The organism is Wolbachia endosymbiont (group B) of Camptogramma bilineatum (assembly GCF_947251825.1).
In the GTDB taxonomy this organism is placed as follows: domain Bacteria; phylum Pseudomonadota; class Alphaproteobacteria; order Rickettsiales; family Anaplasmataceae; genus Wolbachia.
In genome coordinates this window covers 1,258,109-1,283,779 of sequence record NZ_OX366391.1, presented here as the reverse complement: position 1 = coordinate 1,283,779, position 25,671 = coordinate 1,258,109, and the positions used below count along the sequence as shown (strand labels likewise).

General features: G+C 34.9%; 23 protein-coding genes and 5 pseudogenes. 2 read left to right on the top strand and 26 right to left on the bottom strand.

The annotated features are described in order from the left end of the window. Nucleotides 1-645: 645 nt before the first annotated feature. Nucleotides 646-2,031: a hypothetical protein gene (locus OPR44_RS06480; protein ID WP_265014745.1), complete on the top strand. Its 1,386-nt coding sequence runs from the start codon at nt 646-648 to the stop codon at nt 2,029-2,031. 202 nt (nt 2,032-2,233) lie between these two features. After that, nucleotides 2,234-4,192 (top strand): ankyrin repeat domain-containing protein, encoded by a 1,959-nt coding sequence (locus OPR44_RS06475; RefSeq protein WP_265014744.1) that lies wholly within the window; start codon nt 2,234-2,236, stop codon nt 4,190-4,192. A gap of 147 nt (nt 4,193-4,339) precedes the next feature. Here the strand turns inward: OPR44_RS06475 and OPR44_RS06470 are convergent, their stop codons facing one another. The 26 genes and pseudogenes from OPR44_RS06470 to OPR44_RS06345 form a co-directional block, all read right to left on the bottom strand. Further along, entirely contained in the window at nt 4,340-4,465 is a 126-nt protein-coding gene (locus tag OPR44_RS06470) for a hypothetical protein (protein ID WP_010405125.1), read from the bottom strand. 131 nt (nt 4,466-4,596) lie between these two features. Further along, nucleotides 4,597-6,086 (bottom strand): annotated as a pseudogene (locus tag OPR44_RS06465) (recombinase family protein). After that, nucleotides 6,080-6,514, bottom strand: a pseudogene (locus OPR44_RS06460) (DUF2924 domain-containing protein). The pseudogenes OPR44_RS06465 and OPR44_RS06460 overlap by 7 nt, the downstream one beginning before the upstream one ends. A gap of 4 nt (nt 6,515-6,518) precedes the next feature. Then, complete coding sequence (locus OPR44_RS06455) at nt 6,519-6,992, bottom strand: ankyrin repeat domain-containing protein (RefSeq protein WP_265014743.1); 474 nt, start codon at nt 6,990-6,992, stop codon at nt 6,519-6,521. Nucleotides 6,993-7,030: 38 nt separating this feature from the next. Then, nucleotides 7,031-7,744, bottom strand: a complete 714-nt coding sequence (locus OPR44_RS06450; protein ID WP_265014742.1) for an ankyrin repeat domain-containing protein — start codon at nt 7,742-7,744, stop codon at nt 7,031-7,033. A gap of 169 nt (nt 7,745-7,913) precedes the next feature. Next, entirely contained in the window at nt 7,914-9,068 is a 1,155-nt protein-coding gene (locus tag OPR44_RS06445; protein ID WP_264375277.1) for a phage tail protein, read from the bottom strand. Next, nucleotides 9,068-9,862, bottom strand: a complete 795-nt coding sequence (locus OPR44_RS06440) for a baseplate assembly protein (protein ID WP_213864020.1) — start codon at nt 9,860-9,862, stop codon at nt 9,068-9,070. Before OPR44_RS06440 ends, OPR44_RS06445 begins: the two co-directional genes overlap by 1 nt. A gap of 2 nt (nt 9,863-9,864) precedes the next feature. Beyond that, nucleotides 9,865-10,200: a GPW/gp25 family protein gene (locus OPR44_RS06435; protein ID WP_213864022.1), complete on the bottom strand. Its 336-nt coding sequence runs from the start codon at nt 10,198-10,200 to the stop codon at nt 9,865-9,867. Nucleotides 10,201-10,207: 7 nt separating this feature from the next. Further along, nucleotides 10,208-11,299, bottom strand: a complete 1,092-nt coding sequence (locus OPR44_RS06430) for a PDDEXK nuclease domain-containing protein (RefSeq protein ID WP_264375276.1) — start codon at nt 11,297-11,299, stop codon at nt 10,208-10,210. Continuing rightward, on the bottom strand, nt 11,283-11,537 hold the full coding sequence (locus OPR44_RS06425) for a PAAR domain-containing protein (protein ID WP_264375275.1): 255 nt from the start codon (nt 11,535-11,537) through the stop codon (nt 11,283-11,285). The genes OPR44_RS06430 and OPR44_RS06425 overlap by 17 nt, the downstream gene beginning before the upstream one ends. Next, nucleotides 11,538-12,002, bottom strand: a complete 465-nt coding sequence (locus OPR44_RS06420) for a phage baseplate assembly protein V (RefSeq protein WP_264375274.1) — start codon at nt 12,000-12,002, stop codon at nt 11,538-11,540. It abuts the gene before it with no gap. Further along, nucleotides 11,989-12,471, bottom strand: coding sequence for a hypothetical protein (locus OPR44_RS06415; protein WP_264376267.1), 483 nt, complete (start codon nt 12,469-12,471; stop codon nt 11,989-11,991). Before OPR44_RS06415 ends, OPR44_RS06420 begins: the two co-directional genes overlap by 14 nt. Further along, nucleotides 12,468-12,972, bottom strand: a pseudogene (locus tag OPR44_RS06410) (phage tail protein). The gene OPR44_RS06415 and the pseudogene OPR44_RS06410 overlap by 4 nt, the downstream one beginning before the upstream one ends. 1 nt (nt 12,973) lies before the next feature. Continuing rightward, nucleotides 12,974-13,279 (bottom strand): head-tail joining protein, encoded by a 306-nt coding sequence (locus OPR44_RS06405; protein WP_264685714.1) that lies wholly within the window; start codon nt 13,277-13,279, stop codon nt 12,974-12,976. Nucleotides 13,280-13,375: 96 nt separating this feature from the next. Next, nucleotides 13,376-14,380, bottom strand: coding sequence for a major capsid protein (locus OPR44_RS06400; RefSeq protein WP_265014741.1), 1,005 nt, complete (start codon nt 14,378-14,380; stop codon nt 13,376-13,378). Between the two features lie 37 nt (nt 14,381-14,417). Continuing rightward, nucleotides 14,418-14,791, bottom strand: a pseudogene (locus tag OPR44_RS06395) (head decoration protein). Between the two features lie 76 nt (nt 14,792-14,867). Then, nucleotides 14,868-15,929: a S49 family peptidase gene (locus tag OPR44_RS06390; protein ID WP_265014740.1), complete on the bottom strand. Its 1,062-nt coding sequence runs from the start codon at nt 15,927-15,929 to the stop codon at nt 14,868-14,870. Between the two features lie 14 nt (nt 15,930-15,943). Continuing rightward, entirely contained in the window at nt 15,944-17,347 is a 1,404-nt protein-coding gene (locus OPR44_RS06385) for a phage portal protein (protein ID WP_265014739.1), read from the bottom strand. Continuing rightward, on the bottom strand, nt 17,348-17,557 hold the full coding sequence (locus OPR44_RS06380; protein WP_265015459.1) for a gpW family head-tail joining protein: 210 nt from the start codon (nt 17,555-17,557) through the stop codon (nt 17,348-17,350). Between the two features lie 3 nt (nt 17,558-17,560). Then, nucleotides 17,561-19,396: a phage terminase large subunit family protein gene (locus OPR44_RS06375; protein ID WP_265015458.1), complete on the bottom strand. Its 1,836-nt coding sequence runs from the start codon at nt 19,394-19,396 to the stop codon at nt 17,561-17,563. Then, nucleotides 19,393-20,876, bottom strand: a pseudogene (locus tag OPR44_RS06370) (ankyrin repeat domain-containing protein). Before OPR44_RS06370 ends, OPR44_RS06375 begins: the two are co-directional and overlap by 4 nt. A gap of 19 nt (nt 20,877-20,895) precedes the next feature. Then, entirely contained in the window at nt 20,896-21,378 is a 483-nt protein-coding gene (locus OPR44_RS06365) for a hypothetical protein (RefSeq protein WP_265014738.1), read from the bottom strand. A gap of 177 nt (nt 21,379-21,555) precedes the next feature. Beyond that, the gene (locus OPR44_RS06360) at nt 21,556-22,176 is read right to left on the bottom strand and encodes a hypothetical protein (RefSeq protein WP_265014737.1); all 621 of its coding nucleotides are present in this window, start codon (nt 22,174-22,176) and stop codon (nt 21,556-21,558) included. Continuing rightward, nucleotides 22,167-23,438, bottom strand: a complete 1,272-nt coding sequence (locus tag OPR44_RS06355; RefSeq protein WP_265014736.1) for a hypothetical protein — start codon at nt 23,436-23,438, stop codon at nt 22,167-22,169. Before OPR44_RS06355 ends, OPR44_RS06360 begins: the two co-directional genes overlap by 10 nt. Nucleotides 23,439-23,571: 133 nt before the next feature. After that, nucleotides 23,572-24,792: a DNA modification methylase gene (locus tag OPR44_RS06350; protein ID WP_265014735.1), complete on the bottom strand. Its 1,221-nt coding sequence runs from the start codon at nt 24,790-24,792 to the stop codon at nt 23,572-23,574. 103 nt (nt 24,793-24,895) lie between these two features. Further along, nucleotides 24,896-25,348, bottom strand: coding sequence for a crossover junction endodeoxyribonuclease RuvC (locus tag OPR44_RS06345; RefSeq protein ID WP_226079873.1), 453 nt, complete (start codon nt 25,346-25,348; stop codon nt 24,896-24,898). Nucleotides 25,349-25,671: the final 323 nt, after the last annotated feature.

Sequence of the window (25,671 nt, the reverse complement as noted above, 5' to 3'; positions counted from 1 at the left end):
TGTTTTGGGATCCATTGGTCTACCGCGCGATACATACGAACTTTTTTGTATTCTGACTTTGCTATACGCTAAAACTAGCCATATTAGCCCATTTTATCCATATATACATACGAACTGTTTTGCCTAAGCTTATGGAAATAATTTAAATCTTCTATTTTTATAACCTTATTTTTACGCAACTTGTTCTCAAAAATATACGATCTTTTTTGAAGGAGTAAACAATTGAATTGTTTATAACACTAGCTAGCATGGTATCTTCACTAAAATATTTTTTGAAAAAGTTAATTGACTTATAAATAATTCTCTACTAATACTGGCATGTGTTTGTTTATTCTGCTGAAGTTGCTCCATACAGGTTTGCTGTAAAAACTTCAGCAGTTTCCGTACTCCTTTAAAGCATAATCCATCACGCTCTTAATAATAGTGATATCAAATATAGGTCTTAACTATTTTAATCTATAGTAAAATTAGCTCAAATTTGCAGTCATAAGCAACTTTTAACCTATCTACATACTCCATTGTTACTCACCATAAAAACTTCACAAAAGCTTAGCGACGTGAGTAGTAAAAAGATTGTGTTGAAATTAGCTTGACCAATATTATATATTGTACATAATAGATTCTATATCTAGGCTAGGAGGTAGTATGGATACAGAGTCAGTAAAATATGTTGTGGAATCTATCAGTGAACAAAAGCTAGGAGAGGAATTAAATACTGAGCCATGGCATTCAAAAATTGAGCGTAATAGCAATGAGGAACCAACGCCTGAAGATGACATAACAGATTTAGATGATTATAGTTTGTTTGTTCAAGGAATAAGTAATCGTTCGGAATGTTATGACCTTGATCAGAGACATGAAACTAGGGAGGCTGTTGACACATGTGTAAAACATACATTGTCGTATCAGAGTGAAACTGATGATAGTGATTTATATTGGAAAAATTACTCTATTAGTCCAAGAGACTCTGCTTTAATTAAGTTAGATCTACTACTGACTGAAAGTGAGAGAAGTCTAATTGATGAATTTCGTAAAGAGTTAAAAGATGTAGTAACAAAAAATGATCAAGGTTATAGGGATAAGCATGAAAATTTTACAAACACTGCTTTAGAGCGTATAGAGTGCATAACAAATAAATATTTGCAAAAAGGGATAAGACTCAATTCAAAATATAACGATGATAAGTATACTATAACAAGTTTAATTTTTAAGGAAATAAGAAATATCCCTGATAGAATACGACAGCATAAGGGATTACCACCTTATGAGAGTTTATCAGACGATAGTGAGACTATAACAAGTTTAGTTTCTAAGGGAATAAGAGATATTCCTGCCTACGAGGGTGTATCAGATGATAAAAATATAGGTATTATACGCAATATCATGAGTAATTTACTATTAAAAGGTGGAAGAGTAAAATGCAGTTCCTTTTATGATGATAAGTTATTGTATGCAACTTATGGGTTCAGTTATGAGATTTTTGCAGAACGTGAAGAAATCGATAACAAGCTAAAAAGTGTAGCAGATGAAGGTATTATAAACAGTAGTGCCCAAGGCAAAGCTTTACACGTAGAAATGGATAATGGATATTTTTATGTAAAATATTCGCAAGATAGCACTGTTGAGGTTGCAAAAGTTATAAATAATCCAAAAGTGAAAGATTTAAGTTTTAGACATCATATATTTCATGTTGGAAAGAGTATAGTAAGAGTTGAAAATGTAGGAGGAAAAAGAAATTATACAGACGTTTTAGAAGGTGGCATTGAAATGTCTTTTACTACTGAAGTAGGAAAGATTAGTATTCATCTACGTTCTAGTGATAAAGACAACAATAAAATTGAAGTAAAGATAAGTGACGATGACAAGAAGAAACTTGATCAATTAAAAGATAAGGAAGAAATAGGAGAAAATTGCTTACTTGGTGGATATTCAGTACATGATGCGATTAAACGAGGATATTTTGAAAAACATGAAACACTACGTCAATCTTCTGAAAAAATTACCTTATCTAATGAAAAGAAAAAAAAATAGTTGGTGTGAGATAGTAACAAATTCAAAACAGACAACAAGCCGTACTGTAGGGAAATGCTAAACTGCTTGATTGTCTAAAGATCTTATATTACTCACCATAAAAACTTAACAAACGACGTGAGTAGTAAAAAGATTATGGTTATTGATTTAATGTTATATATTGCATGTAATATATCATATGTTTTAGCTCAGAGGAGTAAGTATGGGTAAATTTACTGGGATAACAAAATCTATCATCAATCAAATAAAGCTAAAATCCAAACCAGAGCCATCTGATTTTGAATATGAATCAATTATAGAACATCTATCATCTAAAGAGCATTTATTAAATGAGCTGATGAATGATATGTGGTACTCAGGAGACTTACCATCAGTCAGAAACTATAATGAACCATTATCTTTGATAGATAGCAAACTTGGATTAAGTGAACAGATTTGTGTTTGGTTTGCTCTAGATCATGACCTTACACCAAGTCAAAAAAATTTAAACAAAAAGTTACTTAGTGCTCTAAAATGTTTAACTTCTAACTGTGGTTCATTTGATAATACTGAGCCCCTTGAAGAATTTTTACATGATAATAGAAACAATAAAGATTTAAAAGTAATTCTTAACCTAAGAAGAGGAGAATCTCAATCAACAGTATTGCATGCAATTGCAGGAGCAAAGATTGGTGGATTTCGTCGCACAGGAAATCAGGCTATAGATTTACTCTTAGAAGCAGGCGCAGATCCTAACATACAAGATAATAAAGGAAAAACACCACTATACCTTGCTGCTGCCACAGGTCATTACGATAATGCAAACTCTCTTCTCTTGAAAGGAGCTAACCCTAATATAACAAGTAGAAAGGGCAAAACTCCACAACAAATAGCAACTAATAAACTCTGCTATAATATAGAAGAATTATTTTTAACTGATAAACAGAAAAAGTTGAATAAGGAATTGTATGACTTACTTGTGTGTGATTCAGACTGCACTAAAAATTTAAAGGAGTTTTTAAGTAAGTATAAAAGAGACTTAGACCTAAAAGTAGTGCTAAATATTCGGCAAGGAATGGGTGAATCAAAAGTGTTTTCGTATGTTGATCGTTTTGCTTGGGATAATGAAGATCTTGCTCAAGAGTTAAGAAAAATATTTCTAAAAGCAGGAGCATTAGATTATCGTATAAATATCAATTATTCTCACCAAAAGAAACGACAGGTCAGTAAATTACTCGTTAATTTAACCTCAAATCAAAAGGAAAAGTTAAATGAGTTTTCTGATAAGGTGTTTCATGCTCAAAATATGGCTGAACTTGAAAAGATTGTAAACGATGCTATAAAGTCTGGTGTACGATTAAACTATTCTCTTTCGCAAGATTTCTTTTTAGGTAATGAGTACACTTTTACCGATTATGTGATGAAAAAAATCAGTGAATTAGAAAAGAATCCTAAAGTTGCTAGTAATATAATATGTCAATTAGTATCAAAAGGGGCAGTGTTTGGTAATACAGTTGATGCTAACACACTGACATCAGAATTTAAAGAGCATAAAACTAACCTAAAAAAAGCTTATAGAGATTATATTAGCAATTCTCATAAGTTTATTGAAATCGCAAAAAGTGCAACCAATAGCGAGCTAAAAGATGCAAGAGTAGACAACTCCGTTTTTTACTTAGAATATTCTAAAGATAGTAAAATAGACATTATAAAGATAACAGATGGGGCAAGGGATTTAGGTCTAACAGATGGAGATGTAAAGTGTGGAAGAAATATAGTAAAGATCGGTAATAGTGAAGTAGAAATTAAAATTGAAGATGGCATAAGGAATTACACAGATCTTACAGAAGGTAGCAGTATAGCATTAACTTTTTATACTAGTTTAGGAGAATTAGAAGTTAGATTATATCCTGATGAGAACAATAAAAAGTTGATAAGAGTAGAAGTGAGCGATGAAGATCTATTTGAAGAAATAGCAAGTCATGAAGAAATAGGGCAAAATTGCTTATTGGGAGGTTTACCGGTTATTGAAGCTATAGATCGAGGTGTTTTTGCTAGATCTGCTGGATTAATGCGTCCTGAAGTAATAAGCGAGTCTAACAAGAACAAAGATTCATGGGTAGGACGTGAAGAGCTAAGAAGGGCTTCTGATTCTAGGGGAAAAATTGCTAGTTTGCCATAAAAGTTGAAGATTGTTATTTAAATACAAACTACTATAATTTATAGATTAAGGAAATTGTACCAATGTCTTCTAAGAATACTCTTTTATATTGTTTTTAAGCTGGCTACAAAATGAGGATATGGGACATACAATTGGCTGAGCTGCCTTTTACACTCCAGGTCTACTATTAAAATATGCAGCTAAAATTGGATCATTTTCTACCATTGTTGCACCTAATATGCTAAAATCTTCATCACTTGTATTGATATTTTTACATAATTGATTTTGTAACATTTATTTGCTCTTCTATATCGATTTCAACATCTTTTTGTGTGGCCCTTTGTAGTAGCTCCTTTTGCAATAACCTTTTTTAATTTTCTGGCACATACTTTTTTCGATGTTTTTTCATGTTGTTTTTATAAACGTTACGACGCTGAGCCGTAAAACTTCTCTAATTGTTCACTCCACAGCATCGGTATTTCTCTCAAATCAACTAACTTCAAACCCCTTGGCTGTCTCCCATTTACTATGTCTTCCTTAATCTTCGGAGCTAAATAATTTAACCTTAAAATTTGCTGTATACGTCTTGTACCTATATTAATTTTGGCACTCAGCTCCTTCACACTTTCGTATTTTCCCTCTTCTAGTTGCCGTTTCCACAGATGGGCTCTTACCACTGCTTTCAGTAGTGCATTGTTTGTTTTGCCTTCTGGCTCAGTTACTGTGCATTTCTTTCCTTTCTTTTTTATTGGTATAAATTCCACCTTATCCTCTAAACTCACCTCTATTCCATCTTCTTTTATCATTACTCCTTTTATTAACTTTTTCACTACTTCTTTCTGCTTTCCAAAATTTAAATTTTCCCATTTTTCTTCGGTCTTTTCTCTCCAATTTTCATATATCTGCTCCGCTTTTCTCATCACTTCTTTTTCTACTTCTCCTGCTACTATTGTTCGATTTACTGATTCACAATTCTTTCCCCTTAAGTGATTGTTGCATACATAATATCGGTACCTTTTATTTTCTTTTTTTGAGTATGTCAGTGTCATATTTACACTACAGCTCTTACACTTAATTATTCCCCTAAGCAGCGCTTCCTCATATTTTGCTTTTCTATATGGCTGATTACTTATCAATTCCTGCGCTTTTTGCCATTTTTCTTCCTCTATTATTGCTTCATGCTTTCCTTCATACTCTTTCTCATAATGCCTGATTTTTCCCATATATATTGGATTTGTTATTATTCTTCTCACCGTTGCTTTTTTAAAGATATCCGATTTTGTTCTGTAACCTTGACTATTTAATTCCCTTGCTAGTTCTGCCATTGACTTCAGCTCCAAATATCTTTCAAATATGTGCCCTACTATTTTCGCTTCTTTCTCATTTATTATTAATTCTTTATCTTTTACATCATATCCAAGCGGCAAAGTTCCCCCCCCATCCACAATCCCTGCTCCTTTGATGTTGCTATTTTATTTTTTACCCTTTCTACGATCATTTCTCTTTCTAGTTGTGCTGCTCCTGATAAAACTGTTTGTACAAATTTTCCCATTGGCGTATTATTGTCAAATATCTGCGTTACTGCTATAAAATTTACTCGATGTCTTCTAAAAAATGATGTTACTTCGATGCTGTCTTTTGTTTCTCTTGATAGTCTGTCTAGTGTGTACACTACTACACAATCTACCTCTCCTTTTTTTACATCTTCAAACAATTCCTTTATTGCTGGTCTTTCTAAATTCTTTCCTGAGAAACCTCCATCATCGTACCTTTTTGCCAATATTACCCAGCCTTCTCTGCTCTTTATGTACTTTTCACATGCTACTCGCTGCGCATCAAGACTATTAAACTTTTGTTCTAGACCATCTTCATTTGATTTTCTTGTATATATCGCGCATCTCATCTCTTTCAGCATTCTTTCTCCTTATCTCTCATTCCAAATAGAAGCGGCCCATTGTAACTCATTCCCATTATTTTTCCGGCTACTGCTGATAATGACGTATAAAACTCTTCTCTGTAGATTAAACCCTTATCTGTTACCATCACCGCATGCGTTTCTTCCCCTCTCTCTAATATTAGCTCTGTTCCTGCTACTGGCAGTTTGTCACTACTTATTCTTTTTCCCTTCTCTAGCCGATCTGCTAGATACTCTAGTCTTTTTGTTCCTTTTCTTGACATTTCTCCATACGCTTCCTCCTGTATTCTATATGCTAGTCTCGGTATCAGATATTTCTTTGAGTATCTAGGCGCCTCTTCCCCATATACCTTCTTTCATATTTTTCTCAGTTCATCCAAAGGTTTTCTCTCTAAATTCATTACTTTCTTTTCTACTTCTTTCTCCATATTTTTAGCCCTTCATAAATAGCTTTTCAATTCTGTCTATTTTTTTCTTCAATACTTCAGTTACTTCTTTACTGGTTTTCGCATAATCCATCCCTGTCATTCCAAATTTATCTGCTTGCTCTATTTCTGCTCCTGCTTTTACTAGCTCCTCCACTATTTCTTTTTCTCCTACCATGCACGCAAGGTGTAGAGGTATGCATTTATTTCCATATTCCTCAGCATTTACTTCTGCTCCTGATTTTATCAATTCTCTCACGATTTCTAGACGTTTCTCCATTACCGCTAGGTGCAGTGCTGTGTATCCTTTCACATCTGCTGCATTCACATTCACTCCTTTTTCAACTAATAAACTCACTGTTTTTGCGTCTATTGCATAATGCAGAGCTGTTCTTCCATTCTCGTCTCTTGCATAAATATTTTTATATGAGTTCTCTGATAATTCTTTTGCTGATTTATTAAATTTGCCAAGCTTTAACATAATCCACCTCACCTTTTCTTTAAAATCAAGTCCCCTTTTTAAGCCTTTCTTCCTACTACATTTTCTACCTCATCTATCATTTCATTCACTTGGCTGATTATCTTGCTTGCTAAATTTTGACATTCTTTCTTTATTAGCGATTTGTCTCTCTTCCTTATTTCTTCTATCTCTATTATTTTTAACTCTGGTAAATAACTCCCATTCAACATGTCTGCTATTTCTCCCACTAGCCTCTCTATTCCATAGCACGTCAGTTCTCTACTTTTTGTTACTCCACCTTTTTCTCTCAGAAATTTGCTCGCCTTTTCACTCTCTTTGCTATCACATAGACAATGCTTTTCACTTTCCCAGATGTAATACATTGGTGTTGCACCATATTTATTCAGTTGATTAACCTCAGCTCCTGCTTTTACTAGCTCTTTTATTATTTCAACTCCTCCTATTTTGCATGCAGAGTGGAGTGGCGTACATCCAGTGACATATTGAGTTGCATTTACTTCTGCTCCCGACCTTAGCAACACTTTTACATTTTCTAAGCTTTTCGCAAATACTGCACAGTGTAGAGGTGTATAACCATTTTTATCTCTTGCATTTACCTCTGCTCCTTTTTTTATTAATAATCTCACTGTTTTGTAATCAGAGATTTCTACTGCTTGATGCAAGATCGTCTCTCCTTCTTCATTTTTTTTGTTAATATTTTTAAATCCGTTACTTGATACTTCTTTAAAAAACTTACTCTTGCTAAAACTCATTTCATACCTCATAAAATTAGCTTTTCTAGCGCCAGACAAATTTCTTATATTTACCTGCCGCTATTCAAGTCATGTCCTTTTTAGCATGAGAAAGCAAGTCCTTTTTCTTTTTATTTCATACACTTTTACCTATTATTAATATAATATATAAGTATCTAAATATAAGTACTTAACTTATTAGAGATATTATTCGACTATCTTTCCAACTTCTGTGCAAATGTCGATGTTCATGCCACTTCAGTACTCCTGGGTAAAATACTAAAATGTGCTTTTCTAACTCGTGTATTGAGTCTTTTTGCTCTAAATCATTTTTATAGTAAACGTTGTGTTCTGCTAAACCATATTTTGTAATCTTCTGATCTGTATAGTTTTCTATTTTGTAGTGGTGAGTAACGCTAAACCTTTCTAAAATTGGCTTGTGTTTTAAATTCCAATATTGCCCTGAAAGTTTATCGCTTCCCAATACAAATTTATTTCCTCTTTCTTCTACGCTACTTACTGGAAAGCACCCATTTATTTCTCCTAATTTCCAGCTATCTGACAGTACAATCTGTGCTTTGGCAAACTTAATTTCTGGTAATAAACTCTGTGGTAATGGATATAGTGCTTTTAAATTGTACCACTGATGATTTCTTTCATAGATGCCTTTGTAATCCTTTGTGTGAGGCTCTGTTTCTCCAAGTACTGCTACATCTAATCGATATATGTCATTACTAAATGCTTGCTCATAATGAATCCGAAAAGTGCTAAACTTAAAATTTGGATTTAAGCTTTTTAGCTCAAATGTGTTCTTTCTACCAAATGACAGTACTGGTCCATCTTTTTCAACTTTTCTACCTGAATAGTCTGACAATAAGCTGCCGAATAAACTTTCATCTAAAATAAACCTATCAACGTTATGGTGATCATTGAAAATCCTCATTAGCCTTGATCTTGCTGGTAATGATAGTTTTGCAAGTTCTACTACTGCATCCACAAAAAAGTCATTTGGGACATCCTTTATTCCTATTTGCAACTCGAAAAAATGTTTACCAGGTGGTTCTTCTATGATTGTAATATCTTCTATATTTGCCCATTTTAGTGCTATTTTTAGTGATGCTGGAGTTCCTCTCAGTCTTTGAAATTTTACTCCTTCTATTACGGCTTTTCTTCTATCTTTTACCCAGCGCAGTATTTCTTCTAAACCATATTCTTCTATTATCCAAGGCAATGTTTCTTCTTTAAGACTAAACTTAAATCCTCTGATACAGCTCGGATCAACCTTATAATCTGTTGCATCAACCAGTGCTTGCTCTTGCTTTGTTGCGTTTGGGGGTAATAGCATTACTCAATCTTTAAATTTCGCAAATTTGCACATTCGTTACCTAGCACCACAACATCCTCTCTTGGCTCGATCAATTCCACATTTTCTACACCATCTACAAATAGGTTTGCTATTATCCATGATTTTGTAACATTCCATCCCAACCTTCTACTTGCTTCAAACTTCTCAATAAACTGCTTCTTGATTTCCTCCTTTGATATTATAGGACTTATACTCATTCTGCTGTGAATATCTATTTCCGTAATATTGCAACCTATCACTGTTACTGTATCTGTTAAAACTCTTATATCATCTCTAGTAACTTGCTTTCTTACAATTTCAAGTAGCTCTTCCGACACTATGCCAGTTGTGGATAATTGTGTTGATAAGATTGAAATTTGTACTTTCCCTGGTATAGTTGATTCCACTAGTGCATCTTTTACTCTACTATCTGCTGACAGTGCATGATATCGATAGTGTTCTTTGCTTCCACACGTGCTTGAGCCCACTATTTTTGCTTTAATTCTTTTTCTAAATCGTTCATCATCTTCTTCTTTTTGCCTCTCCACTCCATAAAACTCAGCTAAATTATCAAGATCTTCTCCCGTTGCAAATTTTAGTAAATTACCCTTTACAGCTTCGTTTATCCTTTGTCTGAGTAACAACTCTCTCCATGCTGCTACTTCTAATACCTTCATTGCTGGATCCGATTCTACTAATCCTGAAAAGGTTTCATCTCTACGGACTAACTCTTCTTTCATTCTCGAAAAGATTTCCTCGAAATTTGGCTTTTCTACAATATTTAGCTGCTGCATCTTTAAACTACAATTTCATCAAAATGAATGTTTTTCCCGCTTGGTAAGTATAATCCTTCTAGATCAAGCGTTACTTTTCCTTCTTTCACCTCTGTCATTTTTACTTTTTCTAGCTTAAATCTTTCCTCCCACCTTTGTAGAGCTTCTGCTACTGCTGAATAGATTTCCAAAGTTAAATCTCTATTTATTGGCTTATCTACTAATTCAAATAGTCTTGACCCATAATCTCTCTTCATTATTCTACTGTTAATAGGAGTGGTCAGTATATCAATTATCGACTGCTTTAAGTGCTCTATTCCTTCAAGAGCTTTTCCCGTTTTAGCATCCATTCCTCGCATATATTTTTCATGGCTCTGACTGAATACTTGCATGTTTTTCACGTGCTATAGAAATAGCCTTTCTTAACTTCTTTTCAAGAATTTCTTTAGAAGGAAGCTGTGTTAAATACTGTGCAACATGAATATTAGAGCCTTCGAGTTCAAGATATTCTATATCCTCTTGATCCTTATCAGCACATAAAATAATCCCTAACGGTTTTTCTTCACCTGCTTTTCGTTCATTTTTATCTAACCAATTTAAATACCATTCCATCTGTCCTTTATAAGCTGGTTCAAAGCGACCTATTTTTAGTTCTATTGCTATAAGGCGTTTTAATCCTCTGTGAAAAAATAGCAGGTCCAAATACCTGTCAGTTGTTTTAGTACTCATCCTTTTTTGACGTGTTACAAAACAAAAATCATTCCCAAACTCTTGTAAAAACTTTGTCAATTCATCCAAGATTATATTTTCTAGATCAGTCTCACTATAACTTGATGGCAATTCCATGAAGCTAAGGAAGTATGGGTCATGAAAAATGAATTCTGGTGCTAACATATTTTCTTCACGTAAATTTTTTATACTCCTTCTTATGAAATCTTCAGGTTTTTTTGCTAGTGCTGTACGTTCATACAACATAGTATCGATTTTACTACGTAGTGCCCTAACACTCCACCTTTCAATACGACACATTTCTATATAATAATTACGCTTCAGCTCATCAGAAATTGCAATAATTTCTACAAAATGTGACCAACTCAATTGTTGTGACAGTGTCGCAACAATCTCTTGATCAGGAAAGAATTTAGAAAATTGCACCATACGAAATAATGACGCTCTATCAAACCCACGTCCATATTTAATCTGAAGTTCTTTTGCAAGTTGGGAGATGATTTGCTTCCCATAATCTGCGCGTTTGTGCTTTAGAATATCTTGATCAATTCTGGAGCCAATTTCCCAGTTTAACAATACTAGAGTAGAGTTGAATTGAACAGAAAGATGATTCTTTGCTCTATCTATTAAATTACTAATGTCTCCTAATAGGCTAATAGTTATATCCATGTTCATAACTTTATTTTTGGTAAGTATAGCAGATGGTTTATTTTTATCCTGAAAAAACATTACTACTACCACTTATTACTTTAGAACCACAAGATATTGAATCTCCAACTCTTCCTATACTATAGCCATTTGTAAACACTGTTTTTGACCCTTTAGTTAATGCTCTACCTTCTGTAAAATTATCTCCTTTTCGGCAAACTGGCTTACCATTTACAAAAACATTGTTACTCCCACTAATGCAAAAATGCGGTGTTACTTCTACACAATAATCTCCTACTCGTACAACCGATTTATTCATTTAATTAAGGTTTATTCTATCTGCTTTCAGTTTTATTTCGCTCTTCGTCATCTCTATGCTCGATTCCCCAGCTTTCAGTGTTATTTTGTCTACTACTTCAATCTCTAAATGATGCTTTCCTTTATCATATGTAAACTTCGTCCCATCTTGAAATTTTATACTATTTATTTCTTTTTTATTCTCTGGTGCAGAGTATTTTTCCTGATATATTCCTCCTAATACCACTCCTAATGATAGTTCACCAAAAGGAGAAAATATCATAACCTGTTCACCGATATCTGGTGGAGACCAATCTCTATCTTTTCCTGCTTTGCTCGTTATCCATGGTAAATAATCTGTTAAAAATTCTCCTATTTTAACTCTTACTTTTGCTTTTTCATAATCTATTTCTTTTACAACTCCTATACGAACAATGTTGGCCATTTTCCTCTGTAGTTCCGAAATTGCAAAATTATTTTCTAACATTTATTTCACCGATTTCTATTTTGTGTGGCATAAATTTTCCTTCTTTCCAAATAGATCGCCCTACGTGTATTGTATGCACCCATTCAACCATCCACACTAAATATGCATCGAGCTCTGGTCTAAAGTCATCTCCTCCTCCTGATATAAATTCTCCTGGTGAAACATTTTTCACGTTCCAAGTATTTTTATTTACTACTTTCGCAACCTCAGCAGCTAATGTTCTGACAATAATAGGGGCATTTTCTATTGTGCTATCAATCACAATTCGTGCTTCAAATCTTGCTTTCAGCGCTAATTCCTCTGTTCCAGGATCTTTTCCCGATTCTAAACTCACAAGCTCTACAAATAACGCTGGCGCTAATAATTCTTTTCTTATCGATGGATAAATTTCACATGTCTGTATAGCCGGTATTTCTTCCTTTAACTTAGTACAAATTGCTTGATGTAAATCTTTCCAGAACTTTGTCATATCTTTAACATATAGTTTAGCTCATGCTTAAAGTATTTCTCAAACACTCTCTCACTCTCATAATCAACAAGATCTTTTATTATTCTTGAGCCTTCAGGTTCCAGTGGTAGCTTTACTTCTTGTATTGCAATGCTGCTCTTCCTTCACGTTTAAACATACCGCTATTTCCTTTTGGCATAACTGCTGCAAATCCTCCTATAAACTCATGCTTTCCTACTTTCGATCCTCTTCTTGTTTTTTGTATTTTACCAATTGTCGATGCTCTAATGTCGTAGAGATTTGCTCTAATTAACACTTCTAATCTGCTTGTTTTTGCTTTAAAAATTCTTAATCTCTTTCTTATAAAACTTAATTTTATCTTCTTTTCCTCACTAATTTCTTTTGCTGTCTTCAATTTTAGCCATAGTGCTGTTCTGTTTAACGCTCTCACTATTGCTAATTCTATTTTTTTCTTTTAGCATTTACACTTTCTATTACCTCAACTTCTATATGAATAGACATTTTACACCCCAGACGCTTTTATTTTCCACGTTATTCCAGACTTGTCTCTAAGTGGCGGTGAGTGTACTTTATATCTTCGATCACCTATAACAAAAACATCTCCTACAATTGGCTTTAACACATCAAACGCACTTACTTCTAACGCTAAAGTTTCTCCTACAAATTGTCCTTCACCAATTTCGTATAATTTATCTGGCTGTTGCTTTAATACTTGTACCATGTATGACTTATCCTTTGATTTATACAAAGCCACTTCTCCTAAATGGGCAAAACAATCTTCTAATAATCGCTTAATATTCTCTTGCATATTTCTTTTTGATATACTAACCTTTACATGCTAAGAAAGCGCATACCGGTAGAGTCGTTCTGTGCCTCACCAACTTGTAGTTACTCTACCAGTATGTTATGCTATAGCGACTTTTACTAATACGCCAGGTCTATGGCACATTGGCAATGGATTTGACTGTGTATGTAAATCAGTTCCTCTATCAAACCTCCTTGGCTCTTGTTTTGCATATAGTGGCTGTCCGAGAGTGTTTACCGTTTCATTAAAATCTGCTGGTGCAAAATATGTTGTAAATGTACTTGCTGTTCCTACTGGAAAACAGTGCCCTGTATCTCTTTCTATAAATCTTCTCACCGTTCCTTCAGGATCAGTTGCTTGCCCTCTATATTCCTCAAATGTTATTCCACAGAATGTAAATCCTGACCTCATATCATTCCTTAGCGCTGCTCCTTCTTGCCATCTTTCATATGCTTCTTTCACTTTACTATGCGAAGTTAATGCATCAAAAAACTCAGGGCTTACCAAGGCATGAATTCCGGTCATATATTCACCACTTAGATTATCTTCTATATGCCGGAGTACTTCCAGACACTTACGTTTTACGTCAGTTGTTGCTGTTCCAAGGGCAAAATTTACTACTTTTGGTGTTATTTCAAATTCGTTATACAGATTTAATAATTCTGACCCATCAGCATCTAAAATTATTCCTTTGAGCGCTCCCATTCGCAAATGCTCTAATGTTATTGCATGTTTGTTTCTCATTAGCTGTAAATGATCGGTTATTACATCCGCCAGCGCTTTCAGTTCACTTTCTGATCCAAATGCCCTTATTCCCTGTACTTCCTCTGGTAACACTACATCATCATGTGGAATATGCGGAATCGTAAACGTTCTTACCTTTCTTTTTCCTCTTTTTCCTACTGTTGCTGGTGCTCCTGGAACTTGCGTTGGTAGTAAACTTAAAACTCCGTTATGTTCTTCTATTGTAATATGTCTAAATCTTACTGACCTATTTGGAAATAAATTTAAATTTTCAACACGTCCATAATTTATCGGCAATATATTCATCGCATTTGTTAGTGCCGTCATGCTAAATGCTGTATTTGTAAATGGATTTTGCATTTTTTCTTTTCCCCCTTTTGTATTTTTAATAGTTTTTTTAAGCTTCCTTGCGGATAATGATCCCTCGTGCTTCAAGTTGCTTTATTGCTGCAGCTTTTTGCTCTTCAGTGATATTTGCTGGCCACACAATTGCATGATCTGCTAGCATTGCACTGCGAGTAATAATTACTCCTTTCATATCAGAATCTTTGCTATGTATATCGGTTGTAATTACTCCTACTGCTGTTTGTGTGCCGTCTGTTCCAGTGGGGTTCAGCACTCTAATAAAACCATCATCTGTCTTCTTGGCAACTACTGTACCAAGTTTAATATTTTGACCTTTCGCTACAGTTATTTGGTCTCTTGAATATAGACTTGATGCCTCATACTTTAATAAGCACCCAGATTATTTTGTTCAGTTATACATGTCATATTTTCTTTTCTCCTTTTTTTTCCTTTAGTTTACCGCCATGTTTGTAGTTGTTGTACGCGGCGGTTATAAGAAAACTTAAATACTTGATTGCGCTCGAGCTTTAGCTACTTGTATCATCAAATCTTCTGATGAATTTTGTGGTAAAGCGCTGAAAATCTCAGCTTTTGCTGTTCGCTCTGCAAGTAACTCCATTAAAACTTCCCTTGCTTGCTCAACACTTACGCTTTGCTCAATAAATTCTCCTATCTTTTCTGGCATCTTTGATACATTACATAATCTTATTATCTCTAAAATTTCTCTACGACAGTTTTCGTAGCCTTCATCAGTTAACTCATTAGTTGTCATACTAACACTCCTACTTTTATGATTATTGATAAATTCAAAAAATGTTGTAACTCCATCTGCAAGACCTATTTCTACTGCATTTTCACCAAAGTAAAGCCCTGCTTCCGTTGATCGAATCTTTTCAATTGAAAGACCTCTGTTCCTTGCTATTAGCTGTAAAAACATTTCATATAGTCGGCCTACTTCTTTTTGTAAGCTTTCTAAACTTTCAGACGTCATTGGCTCATGCGGGTTTAAATCATTCTTTCGACTACCAGCAAAGATTGTGGTATACTTAATACCTTGCCTTTCATCAAACCTACTTTGATCTATGTGACTTGCTATTACTCCAATACTTCCTACTCCTGAAGTTCTACTCACAAATACCTTTTCAGCGCTAGAGGCTATAGCGTATGCAGCAGAATATGCATCATCATTTGCTATTGCTATTATCCTCTTTTTTGCTCTTGATTCATAAATAAAATCAGCTAGGTCAAATATACCGTTTACTTCTCCTCCTGGACTATCTATATCAAGCAGAATAGTTTCTATATCTTTGTTTGATAATGCTTCTTCTATTTCTTCTTGAATTTTCTCATATGATGTCATTCCCAGAAAATCGTCAAAAGCCCCTGGTTTTTTGGTCAAAATTCCATGTATTGCTATTACTGCTGTTTTTTCTATATTCTGATTTACTGCATGTTTTATATTTTTCAAGATAGGTTGTTTTCCGTTATATAGTGACAACAGGTCAAAGCTTTTTTGCTCTATCATCATCGGCCTACATAGCCAGTTGGTTTGTAAAATTTCCATAAAGTAAACGAGACTTATTTTGTTTGTGTCCTGACATCAGAATCAAAGAAAAGGTTGAGAGAATCAGCACGCTTTTGATCTTCTGCTATTTCTTGGTCAATTTCTTCTACATCGTAACCCATTTCTGATACTACTTCCGATCGACTCTTAAATCCATTCCTTACTGCCATTTGCTGCGATTGCTGGTCTTTCAGTGGATCCACCCAATCAAATCCCTGTGGTATCCATTCTACTTCTTCTTTCACTACTTTTTCATCTGTACTCAGTTCTCCAGAAAGTACTGCTAACTCTAGCCATCTACTCCATACTGGTCTGCAAAATTGAAATACTATAATGTTGTGTTGCAGCATAGCGCATCGACGACGAAACTCTATTAATCCAGCTCTGATTGATGAGTAATTAACACCGGTTAAATCTCCTGTTAGCTGCTCATATGTTATTCCTGTACCTATTGCTATTGCCCTCAGTTGCTGTCTCATGAATGCTTCATAACTTCCTCCAACATCTGACGGCTCTGAAAATTTTATCTCTTCTCCTGGGTCTAAAAGCTGCATTGTTCCAGGTTCCAATCCAGACAGTGCTACTCCTTGCTCATTACTTTCACCTTCTCCTAAAATATTTGCTTCAGGATCGAGTCTCGTAATAAATCCCGCAAACATTGCTGCAGTCTTTTTTCGTACTAATTCTGCATCATCATATTGATCAAGTTCATAGAGCTTTAGCAGTATACTCGAAAGCCATGGCTCTCCTCTAATTTGCCCAGGTCTTAATGGTCTATAGATATGTAAAACATCATTTGCTGGCACTCTCACTGATTCACCAAACGAGCTTTCTCCTGGATGTTCTCTAAATAAGTAATATGCCTCTCTTTGACCAAGCCTGTTAAATTCAATCCCGTTTCTTATTACATTACCATTTGCTAAAGTTTGATTTGTTTTATTGTCTAAATGTTCAGACTCAAGTACTTGCAGTTGTAATGGCACAGAAAATCTATCTTCCAGCTTTCTCGTTCTTAAACGTACAAAACATTCTCCTCCCTCTATCATACTTCTGCATACTAGAGCTTGTAATCCATAAAAATCACTTACTCCACTACTGTCTGCTTCATCTGTCCATCTTAGCCATAATTCTTGCACCTTCTTTCGAAATTCTCCATCTCTTGCTTTTGATTGTGGTTTTATTCCTGTTCCAATAGAGTTACTTACTATTGTATCAATTATATTTGCTGCATATGGATTTTTTCTCACCATATCACGTGATCGACTACGTAAGTGCTCAAGGCTTTGAGAGAGTAAGCTGTTTATACTACTTTTCTCCGGTTGCCAATACACTACCCTTCTTCCTGACCCTGCAGCGTCCCAGGCTGAGCTTTTTATCTTTTGTTTGTTAAATAATTGCTTGAAGGTTTTTAGCAGCATTTATAAAATTCCTTTACTCGTTGAAAAAACAATTTTCCTCTTTTGCCTCATGCCTGCAACTTTTAACCCCGCTTTTATTCGTTGCCTGAGCTCCAATAAATCCTTTATTTGAACTTCCCCGTACCGCACAACATGGTCACCATATGCAATTGAGACAACTCTTTCTCCGCTTTGCAGTTTTTGAATTGCTTTCTCAACTTGAGTTAAAATCCTTCACTGTACATTTTGATTACCAAGCCACTTACTCTGTCTTACTTTTTTAGGCTTTTTGCTTTCCATTTTTCCACTCAAACTATTCCATTTACTCTCTGGCCAACGATCAATTCCAAGCGCAATAGATGCTGCTCTCGCATAAATTCGGCAATCCAGTACTTCATTTCTTTCTCTTACCTTCTGCCACTCTTGTTTGGTGTATCCTTTCACTACCTTGCTGACTAATTGCTCTGCCGTTAACTGCTTAAAATATTCAGGCGCATACTCGGGAAAATGACAGTATCCTGCTGGAGCTTCTTCACCGTCCTTTAAAACATTAAGTAATTGAAAAAGTTCTGACTTTAATATCGATACTCCTACTGGCCATAGCTTTATTCCTCTCTTTAGCTTTTGACCACCAACTGTTATATCAACTCTACTTGGGCTACTCAGCGGCACTAGCGCTTTATTTACACCTTTCACTGCCATTACTCTTCCACAGCCTTGATGACCTCTTACCCAATTGTATACTTCTTGTGTTGCATATCCCGCATCAACTGCCATCATGCTTATCATGTATTCAAGCCCATTTTCACCGATAAAATGATGGTTGAGTAACTCTGAAAGTTTTCCCCATACTTCTCCTCCTCCAGTATCACCTTCAAATACTCGGTAGTCTATTGACCAACTTTCACGACTTTTTCCCCATGCTACAACTTCCACCTCTAGACGATCTTTTTGGACATCTACTCCTGCAGTAAGTACCACTTCGCCCCTTGGTACTGTACCTATCGGAAAAGATTCTCTTCTATTAAATAATTGCTTCCAATCTGGTACTTCTCCTTTGTCTACCCAAGTTTCTCCTAAAGTGGTATTTATCCAAACTTTTAGTAATTGCTCACTTTCTTTTGCATGCAGAAAATCTTCTACTGCTTGAGTCCAGCTATACCAGCCTACTGGACTATAAAGACTTGAAAGATGAAATCCTTTTTTCTCACCTTTTACTCTATTAGTAGGTCTCCATTCTCCACTTTCAAGCATCTCTGTCTTTTGATGATTTTCTATTTTGCCGCTACATTCAGTGCAGACATAATGTGCTGTTCTTGAGTCGTTATTTTCCCATTTTATTTGTGACCATTTTAGAACTTGATAGTAATTACAATATGGACATGGTACAAAAAAACATCTCTTGTCTGTTGCTTCAAATTCTTTCTCAATTCTGCTTATTCCATGAATCGTTGGTGTTGATACTAAAAAAATCTTTCGTCGTGCAAATGTATTAGTTCGAGCAATACTGAGCAGCACTGGATCTCCTTCACCACCTGAATCTCCTGGATAGGCATCTATTTCATCAAGAAAGAGATATTTTACTGGCATGGACCTGAGACCTACACTGCTATTTGCTCCGGTTATTACTACTATTCCACCTGGAAATTCCCTGCTTTGTACAGTATTCCCTGAATCTCTTGATCTTGGGTCTTTTACTTTACTTTTTGAACATGGTGTACTTTCAATCAGTGGCGCAAATCTTCCTTTTGACCAACGCTTTCCCATTTTAACTGTTGGCTGTACTACTAGCATTGGACCTGGTGTCTGATCGATGATATAGCCAATCCAGTTATTACCAGCTTCTGTTCCCCCAATCTGCGCTCCTTTCATGAATACTATTTTCTCCGCTGGAGAAGATGGAGATAGTGAATCCATGATTTCTTTTAAATAAGGAGTTCTTTCCGTTCTCCATTTACCTGGTTCTGATGCTGCAGTTGGCGCTAGAACTCGATACTCATTTGCCCACTCTGATACTTTAAGCTGGGGATCTGGTCTTAAACCTTCAGAAAAAGCTCTAGCGTATATCATTGTCTGCATCTACTCATAATTGGTTCTATCTCGACATCATTAACAATAGAACTACACTCCTCCATCTCCATAAGCATCTTTTTCTGAAATTCGTTTTCTATATATCTTTTGCTCATCTCACTTATCATTATTGCTATAACAAGAGCAAATATCCCTGTTATTGTTGCAAAAATGATTGCACTGCTTATTGTTGCTGCTGTTAAACCTATATATGCTGCCATTACTACTGCGCTAACTGTAATACAGATGCAGATAATATTATTATGTTTTTTCATCCTTTTATCTGCTATTTCTCTCTGTGCTATATATTTATTATGAAGGGTTGGAAAATTAACAACGGTATCTCTGCAGAGCAATGACCCATTTTTTCAGTAAATAAAACTTTAAGTAACTCCAAATTATTTGATTTGATTGCTAAGTGCAAAACAGGTGTATAGTTTGCTCCTTTTTTCAGTAGTAATTTTACTACATGTAAATGTCCTTTTTCTGCAGCAAGGTAAATCGGTGATAGACCTTTATTATTTACAATATCAATATCGATTTCTTCCTTTAAAATAGATTCTACAATCTCAATTTCTCCTCTTTGTGCAGCTAAATGGAGTAGACTATTCTTTTCAGAACCGTATTTATTACTCATCAAAGCCTTCTTTATCTCAGGTTTAGCGTAATCAAATGGTGTCTTGCCGCTATCGTCTTTTACCAGAGGGTCTATATCTTCTCGCGTTAGTAAAACTTCTATTGTTTTCAGTCTTTCAGCATAATGTAGTGGTGTTTTATTTTCGTAGTCCTGCAAATTTACTTGAGCATTAGGCTCCTTTATTAAGCATTTGAGGATATCAAGACATAAGTCTCTTTCATCGTAATTAGTATTACTTACAGCTATATGAACAGGTGATAATTTCATCGAGTTTTGTCCTACACGTGCGCTATTTACATCTGCTCCTAGCTCCAGTAATAACTTTACTATCTCCAATTTTTTGTTGTTAACTGCATAGTGCATCGGTGTCTGATTTCGTGCATCAAAAACCTCGATTTCAGCTTTTCCTTCTCTTATCAAAATCTTTACAACTTCTGCATGTCCCATGCCTGCTGCTAGATGTAATGGCGTATGGTGCAAAGCATTTCGTACATTAACGTCAATACCTTTTCCTATCAAATATCTAACTGCATTAACTTCACCTATCATTGCAGCCAAATGAAGTAAGCTATCTTGTTCTGACCCGTACTTGTTATTAATTAGCGCTTGTAATATTTCTGCTTTTTTCCCTTCTTTGGCGTAATCAAGAGATGTTTTACCTTCATTATCCTCCACAAAAGGATTAATATTCTTCTTCGTGAGTAACAAATCCACCATGCTTAATTCATCAAATTCTATAGCACAATGTAGTGGTGTCTTTCCATTTAATCCTCTGACATTAACATCTAATCCAGGTTGATTAATGAGACACTTTATTAACTCCAAACTTAAGTTATTAGCCATTTTATATTCAAAATCTTTCTTATATTTGAAATTTAGTATTAGATAATTCTTGTAATGAGTTTGTAATCTCTTCGGTTAGCGCCATATGAATCTTTTTAGTGTCACTCAGTGATGCAAGCAGTGCTGAAACTCTATTGGGAATATTAAGCAAATTATTACGGACAACTCTTGCTACATTAAACGCATCGCGCTTTACTTCTTCTACTGCTACAAGTTCACCAATCTCAGCTTTTGCCTTTGCCTCAAGCAGTTTACCTCGTTCCATTTCATTTTTTATTCTAGTTTTTAGCAACATCGTGGAAAGGTTACTTGTATTTTCGTTTTCTGGATTTTTCCTCCTAAGTGGCTGACTTGGATCTCTTATTGCCGCTACTGCTTCATTTGCTTGTTCTCGGTCGATCAAACCATCCTCCAACTCAACTATTCCTTTTTTTACTAAATAACAGACGTATTGCTTTGATACTCCTATCTCTCTTGCCCATTCTGTTTGCGTGATTTTCACTTTTTTTTTGCCTGTTTTTTACGAGTTTTCTTTTTGAGTCTCTGAAAAGGTTTTGCCAGTATCAGCAATTCCCTACCTGTTTATACTTGCCAATATTTTAGAGATATTTTACTAACACAAAGCAAAATACTCCGGTTTATAGCTGCTTTCTTTTTACATAGTGAAATTTGGCTATTTTCAACTAATACTATAAATTGCATCTTTGTAGTTATGAGATTCAACCACTACTTGCTCTAGCGTTAAACTGCTGCATTTGGCATCTTTACTATGGTTTTCTTCAAGCACTTTTGTCCTTGCTTCCTTTATTTCCTCAATGAACTTTCCATTAACTTTTTCTGGTTCAATTCTTTCCTCACAATATACAAGATTTGTGCAATTTGTTTTTCTGTAGTAATGTACTCCAAGGAATATCACTGATAGTGCAAGTATACTCGAGCCTATAAGTAGTGATAACCCTACGTTATTAATCAAAGCGTTCTGGTAAAACTTCTGTACACTATTAATACCACCTTCTACATACAGTAATAAAGGCCATACTATATTTGCAGCAACCAAACTGCTTAATAATGCTGTAAATAATGGCCTATCTTTGATTACTGATTCTACTTTATTTCTTCTACTAATGACTTTGTCGTCAATATTAATGAAGTTGTTCTTACCCTTCCAAGCGTTAAGTGTAAAATGTGAATGAGTACCATTGCTGTATTCAAGTTTGAATGATTTTATTACTTTATCTTTTGGTTGATACTTTAGCACCTGATTCAAAGTTTCATTCGCATTCTTTCCTCCTATTGACACTCTTCAGTATCTCTAAATTGCTTTATTCCACAAAATATCGGACTAATTGCAACCAATAATGCAACAGCTAGAATTGGTATAGTCACATAGATGGTACTGTTTGCAAAAAATGCAATAAATTGTCCTTTATCCTGTAGATATACCAAAGCTGCAGAAGCGCTAAGTGCAACAGCAGCTATACCGAAAATTATAAATTCCTTCTGCTGCACTGCATATTTTACTCTTGGCAAAATTCTATTTGTTTTCTTTTCTTTTTTAATTAACGGGGTTTCTTCATTATTACTTTTTTCTGATGAGCTAGTTGAAAGTGTAACTGGACTATCATGATTTAATGACATATTCTCCCATCCTTGATTGCCACAAGACTCACTCATTTCTGTTACTTGAGAATTTGATCTTGTCATCTCTGCACTTCTATTGTCTATTTCACTATCACTTCCTTCCAAACTCTTTTTTAAAAATTTTGTATTCAGATCTACAGGTTCATCAATTGATCCTTTCTTAATTGATGTTTCTTCAGAATTTGACTTTTCCATCTCCGGACTTTGATCGTTTATTTCACCATCTAAACCTCTTTTCGAGAATTTTTTATTTTTGTCTATAGTTGCATACATAGGTTCTCCTATAGCTTCTTGCTCATCACATTTTTCTCCATTTAATTGGAAAGAAGAATGTGGTAGCTTTGGTGGTGCAATATCCTGAATAATACTCAACCGATGATTTTCTGCTGTTCTAGGTGAAGGTGGAGCTACATTTCTAATATTGTCCTTCTCCAACATTCCATTCCTAGGTAACGGCTTTGGTTTATCTCCTAATTCTTTATCCTCTTCCTCTTTTTGCATTTCTTTTGTATTGTCTATTTTGGGGTTGGAAGATGTGTTGGATGCTGCCTCAAGCTGATCAAGAGAATACGGACGGTTATATTCTATTCCATTTGCCTCACAAACTGCATTAAATTCGTCCTCTATGTCTTTACCATCATCAAATACTAAAGAAGAACAACTCACTGAAAAATCAGCACCTGCTTCGTCTATTTTTGCTGTAATACTGCTATCGCTACTATTGCTAATCACATTTAAAGAAGCTAGTTTGCATTCAGTGTTCAGGTCAGGTTCTTGCTTCGTACCTTTTTCAAACAATTCAATTCTCTCCTTAACAGATAGTGTAGAATTTGAAACATTATTTTCTACTTCTTCAGAAAACGATGCTTCATTATTTGTTTGCGACGTTACTACTCCAGCTGACGTCTTTTCTTGATTCATTGAGTACACCACATTTAATCCAAAGTTATTTGTTACGCTAAACTCATTAAAATACGGTATATACCAGTAAATTAATATTACAACTACCAAGGCTTACTAAATTTCTGTTTGCGTTATCTTTTTTACTTTTTTCTTACTGTTTTTCTTCTTGAATCTCTGAAAAAGTTTTACCAGCACCAGAAAGAATTGCTTCCCTACCTGTGTACACTTGCCAACGTTTTATGGTTACATCTACAAATTTTGAATCTAGCTCTATTGTCCTACAAATTCTTCCTGTTCTCTCACATGCAATCAGTGTACTTCCAGAACCGCTAAATGGATCAAGTACTATGTCTCCTGATCTGCTGCTGTTTACTATTGCTCTCTCCATTAGCTCTACTGGCTTCATTGTTGGGTGCAGTGAGTTATGTATTGGCTTATCATAAAACCACAGATCACTTTGATTTCTACCGCCATGCCACTCACGTTTATTGCCGCTTTTCCATCCATAAAGCATTGCTTCGTATTGTCTTTGATAATCTGATCTTCCTAGCGTAAAGTGATTCTTCGCCCAAATGATAAAAGTTGACCATTTTCCTCCCGCTTCCTCAAATGCTTTTTGCAACGTTGAAAACTCTGATGATGATGCACAGATGTAAATTGCACCTTTAGTATATGCTAAAATATGAGTACAAATATCATAGAGAAAAAGCTCATACTTTTCACCTTGATTATCGTTTAGTATCTTTTTATCCTCTCTTTCTTGACTGCTACCATAATCAACATTATATGGAGGATCACAAACAGTAATGTCTGCCATTTTATCATCTAACAGCGCTTTATATGATTCAACTACAGAGCTATCACCACAATAGATTCGATGATCACCTAAAATCCATAGATCACCTAGTTTTGTTATTTCTACCTTTTTGTCATCACCAACCAAGTCAGAAAAATCTTCTTTTTCACTATCTAAATCATCAAGGAAATGTTGAACTTTTTCTAATTCAAATCCAGTCATTTTAAGATCAAACTGTAAATCTTCTAACTCTTGAATTTCTACTTTCAAAAGCTCATCATCCCACTTTGCCCAATTAGCTGATTGATTTGCCAGTAATCGAAAAGCTTTAGTTTGTGGTTCATTTAAATTATCACTTAAGACCACTGGTATACTTTCCATACCAAGTTTTCTTGCTGCTTTAAGTCTTAAATGACCATCAACCACAGTGCCATCACTTTTTGCAACTATTGGTATACGAAAGCCAAATTCTCGAATAGAAGCACACATTCTGTTGACCACATCGTCATTTTTACGTGGGTTACGCTCATATTCAACTAGGTTTCGAGTAGGATAGTAGTGGATTGCTAAATTCATATCTTAATAATTAAAAAGTTAATATTCAAAATATCTCTGACGCTAGAGAAGGCCTGGGGTCGAACCCGCTAAACCCGCCATTATGGCCGAAAGGACCTACTTTTTATGGGTTTTTTGTCTTATTAATATCTTTACTAATATAGAACATTAATGCCAAAGCATCGGCCTCATTATCATCTCTAGGTGAAAAACTTTTTTCACGTATCGCTTCAATAACTTCACTCTTACTTGCATTGCCTTTGCCTGTTATAAAGCGTTTTATAGTTTTAACATTAACACCTTGGTAGGGAATATTGTTCTCTTCACACCAAGCAGACAGAACTGCGAGAAAACCGCCATAGCAATGCGCTGCATCAGTTCCTAGATGTCTTCTTACTTCCTCAAAATACACTGCAGTGAACTCATGTTTCAAAGAATTAAGCCAATTGTGAAAACTTAAAAAACACATTCCACCTCCACTGAAACGGCTACCATGAAAGCTTTTGCTTCCACTTTCAATTACTCCATCTGTAAGAATTGCCCAGCCGGTTTGCTTGCCGAGATCTAGCGTTAAGATTGACGTACAAAAACTCCTTTGTGTAATTAAAGTTCAATGCCCTGTATAATATATATGTACGATGACTCGCAAATTCGTCCGCAATTTTGAAAAAAAAATTAAAAAAAATTTCATATCCTGCCATTTGAGTTTTTTTCATCTTTACTTATCTTAATAACTATTTTACATAACTTATATTACGCCAATATTTATATTATTATATTATCATATATTATATTTTACCTGTATTTAAATATATATATAATATATATAAGACTTCAGTAATCCGTAAACCCTCTTTACTGGCCGATTTTAGCCACTTAACTTTAGAAACGGCTTTTAGG